The organism is Pseudothauera rhizosphaerae (genome assembly GCF_004801305.1).
In the GTDB taxonomy this organism is placed as follows: Bacteria; Pseudomonadota; Gammaproteobacteria; order Burkholderiales; family Rhodocyclaceae; genus Pseudothauera; species Pseudothauera rhizosphaerae.
In genome coordinates this window covers 149,908-169,486 of the sequence record NZ_SSOD01000006.1, presented here as the reverse complement: position 1 = coordinate 169,486, position 19,579 = coordinate 149,908, and the positions used below count along the sequence as shown (strand labels likewise).

General features: G+C 67.9%; 21 protein-coding genes. 19 read left to right on the top strand and 2 right to left on the bottom strand.

The annotated features are described in order from the left end of the window. Nucleotides 1-42 precede the first annotated feature (42 nt). From hisA to tatC, 8 genes are all read left to right on the top strand, one after another. Entirely contained in the window at nt 43-789 is a 747-nt protein-coding gene (hisA, locus tag E6O51_RS09595) for a 1-(5-phosphoribosyl)-5-[(5-phosphoribosylamino)methylideneamino]imidazole-4-carboxamide isomerase (RefSeq protein ID WP_136384766.1), read from the top strand. Beyond that, nucleotides 789-1,547, top strand: coding sequence for an imidazole glycerol phosphate synthase subunit HisF (gene hisF / locus E6O51_RS09590; RefSeq protein ID WP_136384765.1), 759 nt, complete (start codon nt 789-791; stop codon nt 1,545-1,547). Before hisA ends, hisF begins: the two co-directional genes overlap by 1 nt. Next, the gene (hisI, locus tag E6O51_RS09585) at nt 1,544-1,942 is read left to right on the top strand and encodes a phosphoribosyl-AMP cyclohydrolase (protein ID WP_136384764.1); all 399 of its coding nucleotides are present in this window, start codon (nt 1,544-1,546) and stop codon (nt 1,940-1,942) included. The genes hisF and hisI overlap by 4 nt, the downstream gene beginning before the upstream one ends. After that, on the top strand, nt 1,939-2,265 hold the full coding sequence (locus E6O51_RS09580; RefSeq protein ID WP_136384763.1) for a phosphoribosyl-ATP diphosphatase: 327 nt from the start codon (nt 1,939-1,941) through the stop codon (nt 2,263-2,265). The genes hisI and E6O51_RS09580 overlap by 4 nt, the downstream gene beginning before the upstream one ends. Before the next feature lie 10 nt (nt 2,266-2,275). Further along, nucleotides 2,276-2,623 carry a histidine triad nucleotide-binding protein gene (locus tag E6O51_RS09575; RefSeq protein WP_136384762.1) on the top strand — a complete coding sequence of 116 codons (348 nt, stop codon included), beginning with the start codon at nt 2,276-2,278 and terminating at the stop codon, nt 2,621-2,623. A gap of 10 nt (nt 2,624-2,633) precedes the next feature. After that, nucleotides 2,634-2,867 (top strand): Sec-independent protein translocase subunit TatA, encoded by a 234-nt coding sequence (gene tatA, locus E6O51_RS09570; RefSeq protein WP_136384761.1) that lies wholly within the window; start codon nt 2,634-2,636, stop codon nt 2,865-2,867. A 77-nt stretch (nt 2,868-2,944) separates the two neighbouring features. Then, nucleotides 2,945-3,439 carry a Sec-independent protein translocase protein TatB gene (tatB, locus tag E6O51_RS09565; protein ID WP_136384760.1) on the top strand — a complete coding sequence of 165 codons (495 nt, stop codon included), beginning with the start codon at nt 2,945-2,947 and terminating at the stop codon, nt 3,437-3,439. After that, entirely contained in the window at nt 3,436-4,215 is a 780-nt protein-coding gene (gene tatC / locus E6O51_RS09560; RefSeq protein ID WP_136384759.1) for a twin-arginine translocase subunit TatC, read from the top strand. Before tatB ends, tatC begins: the two co-directional genes overlap by 4 nt. Before the next feature lie 75 nt (nt 4,216-4,290). Here tatC and E6O51_RS09555 read toward each other — a convergent pair whose 3' ends face one another. Further along, nucleotides 4,291-5,463: a Do family serine endopeptidase gene (locus E6O51_RS09555; protein ID WP_136384758.1), complete on the bottom strand. Its 1,173-nt coding sequence runs from the start codon at nt 5,461-5,463 to the stop codon at nt 4,291-4,293. A gap of 73 nt (nt 5,464-5,536) precedes the next feature. On the opposite strand from E6O51_RS09555, the gene E6O51_RS09550 reads away from it, so the two are divergent. Next, nucleotides 5,537-6,283 carry a Nif3-like dinuclear metal center hexameric protein gene (locus tag E6O51_RS09550; RefSeq protein WP_136384757.1) on the top strand — a complete coding sequence of 249 codons (747 nt, stop codon included), beginning with the start codon at nt 5,537-5,539 and terminating at the stop codon, nt 6,281-6,283. Between the two features lie 2 nt (nt 6,284-6,285). On the opposite strand, the gene E6O51_RS09545 is transcribed toward E6O51_RS09550, so the two are convergent. Then, entirely contained in the window at nt 6,286-8,214 is a 1,929-nt protein-coding gene (locus E6O51_RS09545) for a type IV pilus assembly protein FimV (protein WP_136384756.1), read from the bottom strand. A gap of 208 nt (nt 8,215-8,422) precedes the next feature. Between E6O51_RS09545 and E6O51_RS09540 the strand changes: the two genes are divergently transcribed. From E6O51_RS09540 to trpE, 10 genes are all read left to right on the top strand, one after another. Next, entirely contained in the window at nt 8,423-8,977 is a 555-nt protein-coding gene (locus E6O51_RS09540) for a DUF2889 domain-containing protein (RefSeq protein ID WP_136384755.1), read from the top strand. Nucleotides 8,978-9,246: 269 nt separating this feature from the next. After that, entirely contained in the window at nt 9,247-10,407 is a 1,161-nt protein-coding gene (gene sucC, locus E6O51_RS09535) for an ADP-forming succinate--CoA ligase subunit beta (RefSeq protein ID WP_136384754.1), read from the top strand. A 13-nt stretch (nt 10,408-10,420) separates the two neighbouring features. Further along, complete coding sequence (gene sucD, locus E6O51_RS09530) at nt 10,421-11,314, top strand: succinate--CoA ligase subunit alpha (RefSeq protein ID WP_136384753.1); 894 nt, start codon at nt 10,421-10,423, stop codon at nt 11,312-11,314. 180 nt (nt 11,315-11,494) lie between these two features. Beyond that, on the top strand, nt 11,495-12,244 hold the full coding sequence (locus E6O51_RS09525) for a Stp1/IreP family PP2C-type Ser/Thr phosphatase (protein ID WP_230976751.1): 750 nt from the start codon (nt 11,495-11,497) through the stop codon (nt 12,242-12,244). Between the two features lie 65 nt (nt 12,245-12,309). Beyond that, nucleotides 12,310-13,032, top strand: coding sequence for an FHA domain-containing protein (locus E6O51_RS09520; RefSeq protein WP_136384751.1), 723 nt, complete (start codon nt 12,310-12,312; stop codon nt 13,030-13,032). 130 nt (nt 13,033-13,162) lie between these two features. After that, entirely contained in the window at nt 13,163-13,930 is a 768-nt protein-coding gene (locus tag E6O51_RS09515) for a 3',5'-cyclic-nucleotide phosphodiesterase (RefSeq protein WP_136384750.1), read from the top strand. 93 nt (nt 13,931-14,023) lie between these two features. After that, complete coding sequence (locus E6O51_RS09510; protein WP_136384749.1) at nt 14,024-16,381, top strand: GspE/PulE family protein; 2,358 nt, start codon at nt 14,024-14,026, stop codon at nt 16,379-16,381. Between the two features lie 56 nt (nt 16,382-16,437). After that, nucleotides 16,438-17,136: a ribulose-phosphate 3-epimerase gene (rpe, locus tag E6O51_RS09505; RefSeq protein ID WP_136384748.1), complete on the top strand. Its 699-nt coding sequence runs from the start codon at nt 16,438-16,440 to the stop codon at nt 17,134-17,136. Continuing rightward, nucleotides 17,133-17,810, top strand: a complete 678-nt coding sequence (locus E6O51_RS09500; protein WP_136384747.1) for a phosphoglycolate phosphatase — start codon at nt 17,133-17,135, stop codon at nt 17,808-17,810. Before rpe ends, E6O51_RS09500 begins: the two co-directional genes overlap by 4 nt. A gap of 254 nt (nt 17,811-18,064) precedes the next feature. Continuing rightward, nucleotides 18,065-19,540: an anthranilate synthase component I gene (gene trpE, locus E6O51_RS09495; protein WP_136384746.1), complete on the top strand. Its 1,476-nt coding sequence runs from the start codon at nt 18,065-18,067 to the stop codon at nt 19,538-19,540. The last annotated feature ends 39 nt before the right edge of the window (nt 19,541-19,579 follow it).

The window sequence follows — 19,579 nt, the reverse complement described above, 5'->3', positions numbered from 1 at the left end:
GCTTGCCGCCCCTTCCCGTTCATACCACTCCACGTACCCGTCATGCTGCTGATTCCCGCCATCGACCTCAAGGACGGCCATTGCGTCCGCCTCAAGCAGGGCGAAATGGACGAAGCCACGGTGTTTTCCGAACAGCCGGCCGCCATGGCCCGCCACTGGATCGAGCAGGGCGCGCGCCGCCTGCACCTGGTGGACCTCAACGGCGCCTTCGCCGGCAAGCCCAAGAACGAAGCCGCCATCCGCGCCATCTGCGACGAAGTCGGCGACGACATCCCGGTGCAGCTCGGCGGCGGCATACGCGACCTGGACACCATCGAGCGCTATCTGGACAACGGCATCTCCTACGTCATCATCGGCACCGCCGCGGTGAAGAACCCCGGCTTCCTGCACGATGCCTGCGGTGCCTTCCCCGGCCACATCATCGTCGGCCTGGACGCCAAGGACGGCAAGGTGGCCGTGGACGGCTGGTCCAAGATGACCGGCCACGACGTGGTGGACCTGGCGAAGAAATTCGAGGATTACGGTGTCGAGGCGGTGATCTACACCGACATCGGCCGCGACGGCATGCTTTCCGGGGTCAACGTGGAGGCTACCGTGCGCCTGGCGCAGTCCTTGCGCATCCCGGTCATCGCCAGCGGCGGCATCGCCAGCCTGGTGGACATCGACGCCCTGTGCGCGGTGGAGGCCGAAGGCGTGATGGGGGCGATCACCGGGCGTGCGATCTACGAGGGCACGCTCGATTTCGCCGCCGCCCAGGCGCGCGCCGACTCGCTCTCCGGCGGCGCCTGATGCTCGCCAAGCGCATCATTCCCTGCCTGGACGTCAATGCCGGGCGCGTGGTCAAGGGCGTGAACTTCGTCGAACTGCGCGACGCCGGCGATCCCGTGGAGATCGCCCGCCGCTACGACGAACAGGGCGCGGACGAGATCACCTTCCTCGACATCACCGCCAGCTCCGATGCGCGCGACATCATCCTGCACGTGGTGGAGCAGGTGGCCGAGCAGGTCTTCATTCCGCTCACCGTGGGCGGCGGCGTGCGCACCGTGGAGGACGTGCGGCGGCTCCTCAACGCGGGCGCGGACAAGGTCAGCATCAACACTGCGGCGGTGAACAACCCCCAGGTGGTGGCGGACGCCGCCGGCAAGGTGGGCAGCCAGTGCATCGTGGTGGCCATCGACGCCAAAGAGACCGCGCCGGGCAAGTGGGAAGTGTTCACCCACGGCGGGCGCAACAACACCGGCCTGGACGCCATCGAATGGGCAAAGAAGGTCGAATCCCTCGGCGCCGGCGAGATCCTGCTCACCAGCATGGACCGGGACGGCACCAAGGCCGGCTTCGACCTCGGCCTGACCCGCGCCATCTCCGACGCGGTGCGCATCCCGGTGATCGCCAGCGGCGGCGTGGGCACGCTGGAGCACCTGGTGGAGGGCGTCACCGAGGGCCGGGCCGACGCGGTGCTGGCGGCCAGCATCTTCCATTTCGGACAACACACGGTGCGCGAAGCCAAGGAGCTGATGCGCAGCCGCGGCATCGAGGTAAGACTGTGAGCGGGCTCAACGGCAAGTGGCTCAACGAGGTGAAATGGGACGAGCACGGCCTGGTGCCGGTGATCGCCCAGGAAGCCGGCAGCGGCGACGTGCTGATGTTCGCCTGGATGAACCGCGAGGCCCTGCAGCGCACCGCCGAGACCGGCGAGGCCATCTACTGGTCACGTTCGCGGCGCAAGTTGTGGCACAAGGGCGAGGAGTCCGGCCACGTGCAGAAGGTGGTCGAGCTCCGCATCGACTGCGACAACGACGTGGTGCTGCTCAAGGTGGAGCAGGTGGGCGGCATCGCCTGCCATACCGGCCGTCACAGTTGCTTCTTCCAGAAATATCTCGCCGATGGCCGCTGGGAGGCCGTCGAACCGGTTCTGAAAGACCCGAAGGACATCTACAAATGATCGACATCGAAGTGCTGCACCGCGTCGCCGCCACGCTGGCCGAACGCAAGAAGGCCGACCCGGACTCCTCCTACGTTTCCAGCCTGTACGCCAAGGGCACCGACGCGATCTGCAAGAAGGTCGCCGAGGAGGCGGCCGAGACCATCATGGCGGCCAAGGACAAGGACATGCTCCACATCGTGTGGGAGGTGACCGACCTGTGGTTCCACTCCCTGGTGCTGCTGACGCATTTCGGCCTGTCGGTGGACGACGTGCTCGCCGAGTTCCGCCGCCGCGAAGGCGTGTCCGGCATCGACGAGAAGAAATCGCGCACCCAGGGCTGAGGAGACGCGCATGAGCGACTGCATCTTCTGCCGCATCGTCAAGGGCGAGATTCCGGCGAACAAGATCTACGAAGACGACCTCGTGTTCGCCTTCCACGACATCCGGCCGCTCACGCCGGTGCATTTCCTGGTGATCCCCAAGGCCCACATCCCGTCCATGGCCGAGCTTTCCGAAGAGCACGAGGCGATCATGGGCCGGGTCATGACCGTGGCCGGCAGACTTGCGCGGGAACAAGGCGCCACGGACGGGTTCAGAACCATCATCAACACCGGCAGGGTGGGCAGGCAGGAGGTGTATCATCTGCACGTTCACGTCCTCGGTGGACCGGAAATCCTTCCGGGCATGTTGAAGCGTTAAGGAGACTGGAATGGGTTCATTGAGCATCTGGCACTGGCTGATCGTGCTGGTCATCGTGCTGCTGGTGTTCGGCACCAAGAAGCTGCGCAACATCGGCCAGGATCTGGGTGGTGCGGTGAAGGGCTTCAAGGACGGCATGAAGGAAGCCGACAGCGCTGCCGACGCCGGCAAGCAGCAGAAGATCGCCGAGGGGCAGGTCATCGACGCGGAGGCCAAGGAAAAGGTCGAGAAGGCCGGTTCCTGAAGCCTGCGGACTGGTTGAGCGATAAGGGGGGCGCCGCGCCAGTGCGCCCCTTCGTTTTGTTGTCCGGGCGGTAGAAAATGTTCGATTTAGGCTTTTCCGAGCTGCTGGTGATCGCCGTAGTGGCGCTGGTCGTCGTCGGGCCCGAGCGCCTGCCGAAGCTGGCTCGCACCGCCGGGCATCTGCTCGGCCGGCTGCAGCGCTACGTGAGCGACGTGAAGTCCGACATCCAGCGCGAAATGCAGCTCGAAGAGCTGAAGAAGCTGCAGCAGCAGGTGCAGGACCAGGCGCGCGACCTGGAAGGCTCGATCCGCGGTGAGGTGGCCAGCGTGGAAGCCGACCTCCACAAGACCGCAGCGGAACTCGAAGCGACGGTTGCCGGCAATGACAGCGCCGGGCAGGGCGAAGCCGCCGCGCAGCCGCCCGCCACCGGCGGCGAACTGCCGGCCGGCGAAGGGAGCGACACGCCGGCCGCGCCGCCCGAAACGGTGCCGGCCGGGCCCGAAACCCCCAGCCCGCAACTCGAACTCGGCCTCGACCCGGCCGCGGCCCGCCAGCCGGTGGAGAAGACATGAGCGGCGACGCCCAGGAAACCTTCGTCTCCCATCTGGTGGAGCTGCGTGACCGGCTGCTGCGCGCCATCGTCGCCGTGCTGGTGGTGTTCGTCTGCCTGATGCCCTGGGCCGGCGACATCTACGACCTGCTCGCGCTACCGATGATGGACACCCTGCCGGAAGGCACCCACATGATCGCTACCGGGGTGGTCACGCCCTTCTTCGTGCCGGTCAAGGTCACGCTGATGGTGTCCTTCGTGCTGGCGCTGCCGGTGGTGCTCTACCAGGCCTGGGCCTTCATCGCGCCGGGGCTCTATGCTCACGAGCGCCGCCTGGCGATTCCGCTGGTGCTCGGCACCTCCCTGCTGTTCCTGCTCGGCATGGCGTTCTGCTACTTCTTCGTGTTCGGCACGGTATTCAAGTTCATCGCCGAATTCGCCCCCAAGAGCATCGTGCCCGCGCCGGACATCGAGCAGTATTTGTCCTTCGTGATGACGCTGTTCATCGCCTTCGGCCTCACCTTCGAGGTGCCGGTGATCGTCGTCGTGCTGGCCAAGGCCGGCATCGTCAGCGTGGAGAAGCTGAAGGAGGCGCGGCCCTACGTCATCGTCGGCGCTTTCGTGATCGCCGCCATCGTCACCCCGCCGGACGTGGTGTCGCAGATCATGCTCGCGGTGCCCATGTGTCTACTCTATGAACTCGGCCTGGTGATCGCCAGGATGGTCACCAAACCCGCCACACCGGCCGGCGGGACCGAACTGGACCGCATCGAAGCACACGGACCGGGCGAAAGGTAGGAGCGGGCTTGCCCGCGATGCGGCCGTTCCGAGTGCAAATGACGCCGCATCGCGGGCAAGCCCGCTCCTACAGGCTCAGTTGCGTGTCGTGACGGCCGGCGTCGGACGGCGGCCGACCTCGACGTTCAGATCCAGTTCGCCGCTGGCGCGGCGGATGCGGAAGCGGGCCACGTTGCCCGGCGGCAGGGCCGCCACCATCTCCAGCATGCCCTTGGTGTCGCGCACGTTGCGGCCGTCCACGCCGATCAGCACGTCGCCCGGGCGGATGCCGGCGCGTTCGGCCGGGCTGCCGCGCAGCACGCCGGCGATCAGCGCGCCGTTGGGATCGGAGAGGCCAAAGGATTCCGCCAGCTCGGGGGTGATCTCCTGGATTTCCACGCCCACCCAGCCGCGCGTGACCTCGCCGGTGGCGACGATCTGTTCGAGCACGTTGCGCGCCAGGGAGACGGGGATCGCGAAGCCGATGCCGAGCGATCCGCCCGTGCGCGAATAGATCGCGGTGTTGATGCCCACCAGGTTGCCGCCGCTGTCCACCAGTGCGCCGCCCGAGTTGCCCGGGTTGATCGCGGCGTCGGTCTGGATGTAGTTCTCGAAGGTGTTGATGCCCAGGTGGGTGCGCCCCAGCGCGGAGATGATGCCCATGGTCACCGTCTGGCCGACGCCGAAGGGATTGCCGATGGCCAGCACCACGTCGCCCACGCTCAGGGAGTCGGGCGGTGCGAAGGCGATCACCGGAAGCTGGGCGTCGGTCTGCAGCTTGAGCACCGCGAGGTCGGTCTCGGGGTCGCGTCCGGCCAGGCGGGCCGGGAATTTGCGTCCGTCGTTGAGGGCGACTTCGATCTCGTCGGCCGCCTCGATGACATGGTTGTTGGTCAGCACGTAGCCGTCCGGGCTGACGATGACGCCCGAGCCCAGACCCGCCGAACGCTGGCGCGGCGCCGATTCGGACGGATCGCCGAAGAAGTGGCGGAACACCGGATCATCCAGCAATGGATGGCGGGGGGTGCGGATTTCCTTGCTGGTAAAGATGTGTACCACCGCGGGCATGGAGCGCTGGGCGGCCACGGCGTAGGAGCCCTGGGCGACGCTTGCCTCGCCTTCCGGCGTGCTCCCGGGCGCCTCGAAGATCGCCACCACCGAGGACGGCGCCGCACCGCGCAGCCATTCCGGCTTGAGGGTGCTGACCACGAACAGGACGGCGACGCTGATCGTCACGGCCTGGGAGAAGATGAGCCAGAGGCGGCGCATAATGTGCTTTCTTGCGTCGGTCGGCGGAAGGGTCCGCCGGCATGCCGAAACCGATGAGTGTACGGAGGCGGGGATGCAACTCGAAGCGCTGCGGACCTATCTCGATGAACTGCTGGAAGCTCCGCGCCTGAAGGATTATTGCCCAAACGGGCTGCAAGTGGAAGGACGCCCCGAAGTGCGCCGCGTGCTGTGCGGGGTCACCGCCAGCCAGGCCCTGCTCGACCGTGCGGTGGCGGGCAGTCATGACGCGCTGCTGGTCCACCACGGCTATTTCTGGAAGGGCGAGGACGGGCGCGTCACCGGCCTGCGGCGGCGGCGGCTGAAAACCCTGCTGTCCCATGACATCAGCCTGTTCGCTTATCACCTGCCGCTGGACGTGCATCCCGAACTCGGCAACAACGCCCAGCTCGGCCGGCTGATGGGCTGGCTGCCCGAGGGGCGCTTCGCCGATCAGGACCTGGGTTGGACCGGCAGGCTGCCCCATCCCGAGACGGCGACCCAGGTCAGCCGCTCGCTGGCCGCGCGCCTGGGGCGCGACCCGCTGCTGGTGGGCGACGGCGAGCGTGTGGTGCGGCGCGTGGCGTGGTGCACGGGCGGCGCCCAGGGCTATTTCGAACAGGCCATCGCGGCCGGGGCCGATCTCTACGTGTCGGGCGAAATCTCCGAGCAGACGGTGCATCTGGCGCGCGAATCGGGTGTGCCCTACGTCGCCGCCGGCCATCACGCCACCGAGCGCTACGGCGCCCGGGCGCTGGCGCAGCACCTGGCCGAACAACTGGGGCTGGAGGCCGAGTTCGTCGATCTCGACAATCCGGCCTGAAGCTAGGCGGCTTTGTCCAGCGGCTTGTAGCGTCCGAGTTCGTCCTCCAGCACGGCGGAGAGCAGCAGCAGTTCGTCTACCACGCTGAGCGGGAAGCCCTGGCGCGTGCCCTCGCGATTGTCGCGCAGCAGGCGTTCGACGTAGGCCTGGGATTCGGGGGTGCCCCAGGTGCGGGCCAGTTCGTCGATGATGTGCGGCATGTCCTCGAGGTACTGGACGGCGGCGCGTGCCTCGTCGTAGTTGTCCCAGGTCACCGCCTTGACGTTGAAGGTCTTGTTGAGCTGGCGCGCCAGGCCGTCGAACTCGGCCCGCATGCCGGCCGCGCGATACACGTCGAGCAGCTTCAGCCAGGGCTGGACCGCCTGGCGGGGATTGCCGCGAATGAACTCGGCCAGCGTCTCCGCCGCACCCTGCACGCGGCCGAAACTCATCATGATCTCCGCCAGCTCGACCGCCGATTCGTGCTCCTCGGCACTGTCGAGCTCGACCGCGGCCGGCAGCGGCATGACGGAGGGCACCGCCCATTCGTAGCCGGGCTGCGGCGTCGGGGGCGCGGTCTGAGTCGGCGCAGGCCCTTGCGCCGGCGTGGCGGTGCGCGCGGTTTCCAGCCCCGCCGTCGCCCTGGTTTCTTCCGGCCACCGCGCGGGGGTGGCGGCCGGTGCCGCGGTGCGGGACGGATGGAGCGGCTTTCCCCCCTGTTGCCGGCGGCGTCCCTGCAGGCGCTGCAGGCCGAGAATCCCGGCGATCACGGCAACGAACAGAACGAGATAGGTCGGCCAGTCGCTGCCGGACTCCCTGGCGACAGGCGGAGGCGGGGCGATGCGCGGCACGTCGCCGGCGGGCGCTTCCTCGCTTGTTTCCAGGGGAGCGGGCGCCGGTTCGGGCGCGGGCTGCGGCTCAGCCCTGGAGGCCAGCCCCGGCGGCAACGGGATGTCGACGCCCAACTGGTTGGCGCGCGCGATCAGCGCGGCCTGTACGCGTTCGAGCTCGCGGATGCGCTCCAGGAGCTCGACCTGGTCGTGGATGCTGCGGTCCACCGCGGCGACGATCTGGCGCTCGCGGTCATCCGCGTTGGCGCCGGGGTCGAGGCGCAGCGCGGTGGCGGGCGCCCCTTCCGTTTCGGACGGGGTTGCGGCACTGACGAGGAGACGGTCTTCCCCCATCGGGCGCGGGCTTTCCGGGCGCGCAAGCGCGGGTGCCGGCCGAGGGGCCGGGCGTGCGGCAGCCTGCCGCGCGGGCGGCGGGGCGGTGACGCGGCCGGGGGGCGGAACGAGCACCTCCGTTCCAGCCGGCAGAGGCCGGGAACGGGCATCCCCGCCGGGGAACAACTCGGGGTTGGCGCGCGCCGTGGCGGCGATGAAACGCTCCTGCAGCGCGCGGTCCTCGGGGTAGAGGGCCTGGGCGATGCCGTCCAGCGATTCGCCCGCGGCGGCGGTCCATTGCTGGTAGCCTTCCTGCCGCTGCGAACCGGGGGCCGGGGCGGGAGCGGGGGGAGTGCGCGGCTGCGCCGCACGGGCGGCTACCGGCGCGGCGGCCCGCGGTAGCGACGGCTGTTCCGGAAAGGGCAGCAGCAAGGTGTATTCGCGGCGCAGCCGCGAGTCACAGGCGTCCTCGATGCCGAGTTTCAGCACGGGTTCGGTCGCCGGTACGGGGCTGGTGATGCTGATCACGCCGCCGTCGCGGCGGTGGGCGGCCGAGATGCGGGCGCGCTCGACCCAGGGGCCGGCATCCACGGCGCCCGGGACGATCCGCAGGCATTGCCCGGCTTCGTCCACGCTGCCGCCGGAGAGGCGCAGATCGACCTGCAGCGGTTCGCCGATCGTCGACAGGGACAGCACTTCGCCCAAGGCCACGGCCGCCGCCGCCGATGGGAAAAGGAGCACCACCACCGTGGCAAACAGGGGAAGCAGCGTGGGTGTTCTTCTTGTCATGATCCGCGTAGCTGGCGGCCGAACGGGCACGTGGGAAGGTCCATGCTTCAATTCTCAAGCCATTCTAGAAGGCAGTGTGCCGAATCGCATCCTGCCTGTGCATAAAGTCACTTTAGCTTACGAACCCGCGGGATCGGCGGAACGGGTGCCATCCGTGCGGCGAAATCGCGGTAAGATCGCCGGAACCATACGTTACCGTACGTCCAGAATGCCGCTTTCTCCCCCCAAGCGCCCGCGCCAGCGGGTCCATACCCGCCGCATCGTGGTCGAGGGCTTTCGCCGCGACGACGGCCTGCTCGAACTCGAGGCCTGCCTGGCCGACGTGAAGGATCTGGATTACCCGATCGCTTCCGGCGTGCGCCGTGCCGGCGACCCCGTGCACGAGATGCGCGTGCGCGTCACCCTCGCGCCCGATTTCACCATCGTCGATGCCGAGGCCTGTTCCGACTGGGTGCCCTATCCGGGCGGCTGCGACACCATCGGCCCGGCCTATGGCCAGCTCGTCGGCCTGAACCTGGTGCGCGGCTTCCGCAAGACCGTGGGCGAGATGTTCGCCGACGTGCGCGGCTGCTCGCACATCACCGAACTGCTGTCGAGCCTGCCGACCGCGGCCATCCAGACCTTCGCGACTTTCCGCCGCGACAATGAGGACACCGGCGAGAAGCCCTTCCAGCTCGACCGCTGCCACGCGCTGGAGACTTCCAGTGCGGTCGTGCGCCTGCACTACCCCAAGTGGTATCGCGGCACGGACGGGGAGAACTGAGCCCCGAGGCGCCCGCAGCCTGTGATGGTGCACTGCGGGCACGGGCCGGTTGTGGTGGGCAAATCCGGTTATAATCCGCCGGTCCTGCAGCGGATGCGGCCCGTCCGGGCCGTCCGCCGCCGGGCCGGAGACGGCCCCGGCGGTCGTTCCGCAGGCGATGCAGATGTCGGGCGAGGGAGGCTGGCAGGCATCGTGGCGCAGGGCTCCGAGACGACCCATCAACCTGTTCGCGGGCGTGTTCGCGCCGCGGCTTCGATCGAAGGGCAACCATGAAGATTCACGAGTATCAGGCAAAAGAACTGCTGAGGAAGTACGGCGTCGTCACCCCGCGTGGCATCCCGAGCTTCTCGGTGGATGAAGCAGTCAAGGCGGCCGAGCAACTGGGCGGCAAGATCTGGGTGGTGAAGGCCCAGATCCACGCCGGCGGGCGCGGCAAGGGCGGCGGCGTGAAGCTCGCCCGCTCGCTGGATGAGGTGCGCAAGCTGGCCGGCGAAATCCTCGGCATGCAACTGGTGACCCACCAGACCGGCCCCGAAGGCCAGAAGGTGCGCCGCCTGCTGATCGAAGAAGGCGCCGACATCAAGAAGGAATACTACGTTGCCGCGCTGACCGACCGTGCGACCCAGAAGGTGGCCATCATGGCCTCTTCCGAGGGCGGCATGGACATCGAGGAAGTGGCGCACAACACCCCCGAGAAGATCATCAAGGTGTTCGTCGATCCCCTCGTCGGCCTGACCGACGCGCAGGCCACCGAACTGGCCAAGGGCATCGGCGTGCCGGAGGCCTCCATTCCGCAGGCCATCGACGCCTTCAAGAAGCTCTACACCTGCTACATGGAAACCGATGCCTCGCTGGCGGAAATCAACCCGCTGATCCTCGAAGGCAACGGCAACATCAAGGCCCTGGACGCCAAGTTCAACTTCGACTCCAACGCGCTCTTCCGCCACCCGGAAATCGTCGAGTTCCGCGACCTGGACGAAGAAGACGCCGACGAGATCGAAGCCTCCAAGTTCGACCTGGCCTACATCAGCCTCGACGGCAACATCGGCTGCCTGGTGAACGGTGCCGGCCTCGCCATGGCCACCATGGACACCATCAAGCTGTTCGGCGCCGAGCCGGCCAACTTCCTCGACGTGGGCGGCGGCGCCACCACCGAGAAGGTCACCGAAGCGTTCAAGATCATGCTCAAGAACCCCAAGGTCAAGGGCATCCTGGTCAACATCTTCGGCGGCATCATGCGCTGTGACACCATCGCCACCGGCGTGGTCGCGGCCGCGCGCGAAGTGCATCTCTCCGTCCCGCTCGTGGTGCGCATGAAGGGCACCAACGAAGACCTCGGCAAGAAGATTCTCGCCGAGTCGGGCCTGCCGATCATCGCCGCCGACACCATGGCGGAAGCCGCGACCAAGATCGTCGCTGCGGTCAAGTAAAGGAGCGTTGCGAATGTCCATCCTGATCAACAAGGACACCAAGGTCATCACCCAGGGCATCACCGGGAAGACCGGCCAGTTCCACACCGAGAAGTGCATCGAGTACGCCAACGGCAAGAACTGCTTCGTGGCCGGCGTGAACCCGAAGAAGGCCGGCGAGAAGATCTTCGACGTGCCCATCTACGCCTCGGTCAAGGACGCCAGGCAGGCCACCGGCGCCACCGTGTCGGTGATCTACGTGCCGCCCGCGGGCGCGGCCGATGCGATCTGGGAAGCGGTCGAAGCCGACCTGGATCTCGCGATCTGCATCACCGAAGGCATTCCCGTGCGCGACATGCTGGTCGTGCGCAACAAGATGAAGGCCAAGGAAGCCGCCGGCGGCAAGAAGACCCTGCTGCTGGGGCCCAACTGCCCGGGCCTCATCACCCCGGACGAGATCAAGATCGGCATCATGCCGGGCCACATCCACCGCAAGGGCCGCATCGGCGTCGTGTCCCGCTCCGGCACGCTGACCTATGAAGCCGTGGCGCAGCTCACCGAGCTGGGCCTGGGCCAGTCCTCCGCGGTCGGCATCGGCGGCGACCCGATCAACGGCCTCAAGCACATCGACGTGATGCAGGCCTTCAACGACGATCCGGACACCGACGCGGTGATCATGATCGGCGAGATCGGCGGTCCGGACGAAGCGGAAGCCGCCCAGTGGTGCAAGGCCAACATGAAGAAGCCGGTGGTCGGCTTCATCGCCGGCGTCACCGCGCCGGCCGGCAAGCGCATGGGCCACGCCGGCGCGCTGATCTCCGGCGGTGCCGACACGGCCGATTCCAAGCTCGCCATTATGGAAGACTGCGGCTTCAAGGTGACGCGCAACCCGTCCGAGATGGGCAAGCTGCTGAAGTCCCTGCTGTAAACGCAGCGCACGCTGGCTGGAAAGGGCGCCGGGAAACCGGCGCCTTTTTTTGCTCCCGCCGCGGCACAGTTCGCGCAGTGCGCGCGACAGCCCGTCGCGCCCGCTGCTAGAATGCGGCGCATGTGCCGGAGCCCCAGCATGCCTCGTTCCTCCGGCTGCCAGCCTGTCCGGGAGTATCGGATGCCAGCCTCTTCCCTCGGTGTTCGCTGGGCCGCGCTCAGTGACATCGGCCGCCAGCGTACGCGCAACGAGGACGCGTTCCGGATCGTGCCGGAGCGCGCCTATGCGGTGCTGGCCGACGGCATGGGCGGGCATCGCGGCGGCGACGTGGCGGCCCGCATCGTGGTCGATACCTTCTGCAGCGAGATGGAGCGCCATTTCGCCGAAGCGGCGGGGGACGGCGATTGCGAACAGGGGATGCTCGCGGCGGTGAACGGTGCGAATTCCGCCGTGCTCGACGCGGCCGCCCGCGAACGCGGCTTTCTCGGCATGGGGGCGACCCTGGTGGCCCTGGTGGCGGATGCGGACGGGCTGGTGTTCGCGGGCGTGGGCGATTCGCGCCTGTACCGCTATCGCGGTGGTGCGCTGGAACAGCTCACCCATGACCACACCATGTTGCAGGAACTGGTCGATGGGGGCATGATTTCCGCGGAGCAGGCCAGCAAGGCGCCGTTTCGTGGCATGCTCACGCGGGCGCTGGGTGTGGCGCCGGACGTGGAGGTCGAAGTGGCGCACACCGACCTGCAGGCGGGTGACCTGCTGTTGCTGTGCTCGGACGGTCTGACCGACATGGTCGGCGACGACGTGATCGCCGCTGCGCTGGCCGGCGACCGGAGTCTCGACGAGCGCGCGGCGGCACTGGTGGCGCTCGCCAATGCGGCCGGCGGACGGGATAACGTCACCGTGGTGCTGGCCTGCGCGGTGAACTGAAGCGCGCGCATGCGCGGGTGGCCCGGCGCAGGTCCGGGCCGGAATGAATGAATGGGTGAAGGGCGATGCCGAAGTTGATCCTCAGTATGGACGGTCTGGTGCTCAAGGAGGTCATTCTCAAGAAGGAGAAAACCACCATCGGCCGCAAACCGGACAATGACATCCAGATCGACAATCTGGCCATCAGCGGCCATCACGCGGTGATCGTCAGCATTCTCAACGACGCCTTCCTCGAAGACCTCAACAGCACCAACGGCACGTACGTGAACGGGCAGCAGGTCAAGAAGCACGTGCTCAAGAATCACGACGTGATCGAACTGGGCAAGTACCGCCTCAAGTTCCTCGTGGATGCGACGCCCTCCGGCCTGGGTTCCTTCGACCTGATCGCCACCGGCACCGTCAACACCATCGGCAGGCCGGAGGTGGACGCGTTCACGCCCACTGCGGAGCGCACCCACACCGCCACCCAGGTGTTCACTCCCGAGGCGCTGGAGCGCGGCGACGAGGCGGCTGCGTCCGAGTTGCCCACCGGCATCATCCAGGTGCTGAGCGGGGCCAACGCCGGACGCGAGCTGGTGTTGACCAAGTCCCTGACCACGCTGGGCAAGCCGGGCAACCAGGTCGCGGTGATCACGCGCCGCCCGCACGGCTACTACATCACCCACGTGGAAGGCGCGACCTTCCCCACCGTCAACGGCGGCACCCTCGATGCCCAGGCGCGCCGCCTGGAAGACCACGACATCATCGAGATCGCGGGGATCAAGATGGAGTTCTTCCTGCGCGCCTGAAGTGCTGTGCCGGAGATGGCCACGGGTGTGATTTTGTGCAGCCCATGACGCGGGACGCCGGTGTTAGGCTTGGTGCCGGTGTGGCGTGCAGCCTTTCGACCGGCCGCGAGCCGGCTGGTGGAATTCCCGCATGGAACTGACGGTACTCGGCTGTAGTGGTGGCATCGGCGGAGCCAGGTCGCGGACCACGGGCTTTCTGGTCGATGGCGACATCCTGCTCGACTGCGGTACCGGCGTCGGCGACCTCGAACTGGATGCGCTGCGGGCGATCGACCACGTCTTCGTCACCCACGCCCACCTGGACCACATCGCCTCCATTCCGCTGCTGGTGGATTCCGTCGGCGAAGCGCGCCATTTTCCGCTCACCGTCTACGGCACCCCGGAAACCATCCGCATCCTGCGCTCGCACATCTTCAACTGGCTGATCTGGCCGGATTTCACCGCCATCCCCAACCGCCATCGCCCCTACCTGCGCTTTCAGTCCATCAAGGTCGGCGAGCGCGTGCGCCTGGGCGGGCGGGCGATCACCTCGGTGCCGGCGCACCATACGGTGCCCGCCGTCGGCTACTGCCTGGACAGCGGCGCCGGCCAATTGCTCTATACGGGCGACACCACCTACAGCAAGCCCTTGATCGCGGCCATCAACCAGCAGCCCGCGCTGCGCCACCTGATCGTGGAGACCGCCTTCCCCGACGAGCAGCACGGCCTGGCGCTCGCCTCGCGCCACCTGTGCCCGAACCTGCTGGCGGCGATGCTGGACGAGATCACCGTGTCGCCGCAGGTCCATGTCAGCCACCTCAAGCCGGGCGTCGGCGAGCGCATCATGGCGCAGCTCGATGGCTACCGCGGCCGCCTGCGGCCGCGCGCGCTCGAACAGGGGCAGGTGCTGGCGTTCTGAACCCGGCAGGGCGGGCACGGTCCACTTTCCGTATCGTCGCCGGGCGGTGTGCCGATGCACCGGGTGCGGCGCCCCAACAAGGCAGGAACGCGCATGAATGCATCCCATACCAGAACGGCTGCGGGCGGCGACGTGTCCCGGCGCCTCGCCTTTTTCAAGGGCCTGCAGGCGATCACCAACCGCATTCACTCGGCCCTCGACATCGACCAGATCGTCTTCGAGCTGGCCAGCGACATCTGCGCCCTGTTCGATGCCGAGCGCCTGAGCATCTACACGCTGGACGACGGCGGCGACGCCATCGTGACCAAGGTCAAGATCGGCCTGCGCGCCGTGCGCAACATCCGCCTGCCCATCGACGAGCAGAGCATCGCCGGCTACGTCGCCTGCCGCCGCACCCTGGTCAACATCGCCGACGTGTACGACGAGGACGAGTTGCACGCCCTGTCGCCCGCGCTGCACTTCCGCAAGGACGTGGACGAGCGCTCGGGTTTCCACACCCAGGCGATGCTCGCCGCCCCCATCGTCGAACCGGAGAGCGGCCAGCTCGAAGGTGTCATCCAGTTCATGAACGCCAAGGATGGCGGGCGCTTCTCCACGGTTGCCGAGGAAGGCCTGCTCGGTCTGGTGCAGGCGCTCGGCGTGGCCTTCGCCAAGCACAGGACCGCGCCGGCGGCGTTGCGCTCGCGCTTCGATGGGCTGGTGGCCGACGGCCGCGTCACCGTCGATGAGCTCGGCGAAGCCACCCGGCTCGCCCGCGAGCAGGGCATGTCCACGGAGCGCATGCTGATCGACGACTACGGCCTGTCCCATGGGGAGCTGGGCGAGGCGGCGGCGCGCTTCTACGGCGTGCCCTACGAGCCCTACCGGGCCGATCGCATCAAGCCCATGGACCTGCTGCGCCACATCAAGCGCGAGTACGTGCAGCAGACCCACTGGCTGCCGCTGGAGGAAGCCCGCGAGGGGCTGGTCATCATGGCCGTAGACCCGGAGCAGATTCGCACCTCGCGCATCGCCAACAACGTATTCCCGCGTGCGCGGCTGGCCTTCCGCGTCACCACGCGCGACGAGTTCGAGCGCACGGTGAACCAGTTCTTCGAGTCCTCGCTGGACGCGGCCTCGGTGGACGACCTGCTCTCCGACCTGGCGGAGGAGGAGCACGAGGCTTCGATCAGCGACGACGTCAATGCCGCGGTCGACAACGAACTCGTCAAGCTGGTGAACAAGATCATCATCGACGCCCACCGCCAGGGCGCCTCCGACATCCACATCGAACCGCGCCCCGGCAAGGACAAGACCCTGATCCGCTTCCGCCGCGACGGTGCACTGGTGCCCTACATAGAGGTGCCGGCGAGCTACCGCAACCCGCTCGTCACGCGCATCAAGATCATGTGCGACCTGGACATCTCCGAGCGCCGCCGGCCGCAGGACGGCAAGATCCGCTTCCGCAAGTACGCCCCGCTGGACATCGAGCTGCGCGTGGCCACATTGCCCACCGCGGGCGGCACCGAGGACGTGGTGATGCGCATCCTGGCCAGCAACGAGCCCATTCCGCTGGACAGGCTCGGCCTCTCGTCCGCCAATCACGCCCGCCTGCGCGAAGTCATCAGCCAGCCCTACGGCATCTTCTTCGTCTGCGGCCCCACCGGCTCGGGCAAGACCACCACGCTGCATTCCATCCTGGGGTTCCTGAACACGCCCGAGGCAAAGATATGGACCGCCGAGGACCCGGTGGAAATCACCCAGAAGGGGCTGCGCCAGGTGCAGGTCAACCGCAAGGCCGGGCTGGATTTCGCCGTGCTGATGCGCGCCTTCCTGCGCGCCGACCCGGACATCATCATGGTCGGCGAAATGCGCGACCAGGAGACCATGTCCATCGGCATCGAGGCTTCGCTGACCGGCCACCTGGTGCTGACCACGCTGCACACCAACAGCGCGCCGGAATCCATCGTCCGCCTGCTCGACATGGGCATGGACCCCTTCAACTTCTCCGATGCCCTGCTCGGCGTGCTGGCCCAGCGCCTGGCGCGGCGGCTGTGCACCCAGTGCCGGGAAGCCTACCATCCGGACGAGGCCGAAATCGGCCACCTGCTGGACGAATACTGTGCCGACATGCACCTGACCCCCGAGTTTCAGGAGGACCCCCACGTGGCCCGCGTCCGCGTGCTGTCCGAATGGCGCGCGAACTGGGCGGACGAACAGGGCCGCTTCACGCTGTACCGGCCGGTCGGCTGTCAGGAGTGCAACAAGGGCTACCGCGGCCGCGTGGGCCTGCATGAACTGATGATCGGCACCGACGCGATCCGCCAACTCGTGCAGGAGCGCGCCCACGTCAGGGAACTGTTCGCCCGGGCGCTGGAGCAGGGCATGCGCACGCTGCGTCAGGACGGCATCGAAAAGGTGCTCGCCGGCATCACCGACCTCGCCCAGGTGCGCAAGGTGTGCATGCGCTGAAGCCGGCGCGCGCTTCGGGATAGAATTCCGCGCTGAACCCCGCCCGGAGTCTCCCCATGTTCCGCATCGCCCCCAGCATCCTGTCCGCCGATTTCGCCCGCCTGGGCGAGGAGGTCAGGAACGTCATCGCCGCCGGCGCCGACTGGATCCATTTCGACGTGATGGACAACCATTACGTGCCCAACCTCACCATCGGCCCGCTGGTGTGCGAGGCCATCCGCCCCCACGTCACCGCCCCCATCGACGTGCACCTGATGGTCAAGCCGGTGGACCGCATCATCCCGGACTTCGCCAAGGCCGGCGCCAACGTCATCACCTTCCACCCGGAAGCCTCCGAACACGTGGACCGCAGCCTGGGGCTGATCCGCGACGCCGGCTGTCAGGCCGGCCTGGTGTTCAACCCGGCCACGCCGCTGAACTGGATGGACCACGTCATGGACAAGCTCGACGTGGTGCTGCTGATGAGCGTGAACCCCGGCTTCGGCGGGCAGAAGTTCATCCCCGAAACCTTGTCCAAGCTGCGCGCGGCGCGGGAGAAGCTGGACGCCTACGAGGCCAAGAGCGGGCGGCGCATCCTGCTGGAGATCGACGGCGGGGTGAAGGTGGACAACATCGCCGAGATCGCCGCGGCGGGCGCGGACACCTTCGTCGCCGGGTCGGCGGTGTTCGGCGCGGGCCGGGCCGAGGACCCCCACCGCTACGACTCGGTGATCGCCGCCCTGCGCGCCGCGCTGGCCGGCAGCGGCCCGCGATGAGTGCCCTGCGCTATCCCGCCGACGGGGTGCTGTTCGACCTGGACGGCACGCTGCTGGACACCATCGCCGACCTGGCCGAAGGCGCCAACCGCATGCTGGCCGAACTGGGCCGCCCGCGGCGTTCGCTGGCGGAAATCCACAGCTTCGTCGGCAAGGGTTTTCCCAACCTGGTGCGGCGCTGCCTCACCGAGGACGCCTCCGCCACCGAGGCCGAGATCGAAGCCGCGCTGCCGGTGTTCCGCCGCCATTACGGCGCGGTCAACGGCAGCCACACCCGCATCTACCCCGGCGTGCTCGACACCCTGGAAATCCTGCGCGCCCAGGGCCGCAGGCTGGCGGTGGTGACCAACAAGGCCGAGGCCTTCACCTTTCCGCTGCTCGAACGCATGGGGCTGGTCGCGTACTTCGGCGCGGTGGTGGCCGGCGATACCCTGCCGGTGAAGAAACCCGACCCCGCGATGCTCTTCCACGGCTGCGAACTGCTGGGCGTCGCGGCGAACCGTTCGGTGATGATCGGCGACTCGGCCAACGACGCGCTGGCCGCCCGCGCGGCGGGCATGCCGGTGCTGCTGGTGAGCTACGGATACAGCGAGGGTATGCCGGTGGACAGCATCGATTGCGATGGGCTACTATCGACCGCACTCGAGGCGCTGGACCGCCTGCAACCCTTGTAGCACAAGGGATTCGGCCGGTCCGCCCGCACAATCTTTCCATTTTCGCCACCCTCCCGCCGGACCGCATCGTGACTCCCACAGACCGGGCTTCGGACAACAGCATCAGGCTTCCCGACCACGCCGCCCGCCAGGGCTGGCGCTGGTGGCCTGCGGGCCGATAAACGCACCCACCCGCAGCGGGTGGCCGGGGCCGCCCCGGCGCCGCACCCGCAACCACCGCCCGTCCGTACCGCACCGCCTTCCGTGGAGTCTCCATGCGCGAGCAAGAATTCAACGCCCTGGCCGCCCAGGGCTACAACCGCATTCCGGTCACCCTCGAGACCTTCGCCGATCTCGACACCCCGCTCTCCATCTACCTGAAGCTCGCCAACGAGCCGTGGACCTACCTGCTCGAATCCGTGCAGGGCGGCGAGCGCTTCGGGCGCTATTCCTTCATCGGCCTCGCCTCGCCCACCCGCATCGAGGTGTACGGCCGCTCCGCGCTGCTGCTCACGGGCAACCGCCTGGTGGAGCGGCGCGACTACGGCGACCCGCTCAACTTCGTCGCCGAGTTCATGGAGCGTATCAAGGTGCCGCCGCGCGACCACCTGCCGCGCTTCGCCGGCGGCCTGGTGGGCTGCTTCGGCTATGACACGGTGCGCTACATCGAGCCGCGCCTGGGCCGGACGGAGAAGGAAGACCCCGTCGGCACGCCGGACATCGTGCTGCTGCTCTCCGAAGAGATCGCCATCGTGGACAACCTCTCCGGCAAACTCACCCTGGTGGTGTATGCGGAGCCGGAGGTGCCCGGCGCCTACAAGCGCGCCCAGAAGCGCCTCAAGGAACTCCTCGCCCGCCTGCGTGCCCCCGTGCAGATTCCCGCGGAGACCCGCTGCGAGTCCCAGCCGGAAGTCTCCAGCTTCGGCGAGGAAGCCTTCAAGGATGCGGTGCGGCGCGCCAAGCAGTACATCGTGGACGGGGACGTCATGCAGGTGGTGCTGTCCCAGCGCATGAGCAAGCCCTTCGGCGCCAGCCCCCTGGCCCAGTACCGGGCCATCCGCACCCTGAACCCCTCGCCCTACATGTTCTACTTCCACTTCGACGACTTCCACGTCGTCGGCGCCTCGCCGGAGATCCTGGTGCGCCTGGAGGACGGCCAGGTGACCGTGCGCCCCATCGCCGGCACCCGCAAGCGCGGTGCCACCCCGGAAGAAGACCTGGCCCTGGAGCGGGATCTGCTGGCCGACCAGAAGGAGCGCGCCGAACATCTGCAACTGCTGGACCTGGGGCGCAACGACGCCGGCCGGGTGGCCGAGGTGGGCAGCGTGCGGGTGACCGAGCAGTTCGCCATCGAGCGCTACTCCCACGTCATGCACATCGTCTCCAACGTGGAGGCGAAGCTCAAGGAAGGGCTCAACGCGCTGGCCGTACTGCGGGCGAGCTTCCCGGCCGGCACCGTGTCGGGCGCGCCCAAGGTGCGGGCCATGGAGATCATCGACGAACTGGAGCCGGTCAAGCGCGGCATCTACGCGGGTGCCGCGGGCTACATCGGCTTCCACGGCGACATGGACCTGGCCATCGCCATCCGCACCGCGGTGATCAAGGACGGCCAGCTCCACGTCCAAGCCGGCGCGGGCATCGTGGCCGATTCCGACCCCGAATTCGAATGGCAGGAGACCCGCAACAAGGCCCGCGCCCAGTTGCGCGCCGCCGAGATGGCCGAGGCCGGGCTGGACACCCGCATCGACTGATCCCGCGCAGCGGGCGCGCCCCGCACCGCAAGGAGACCG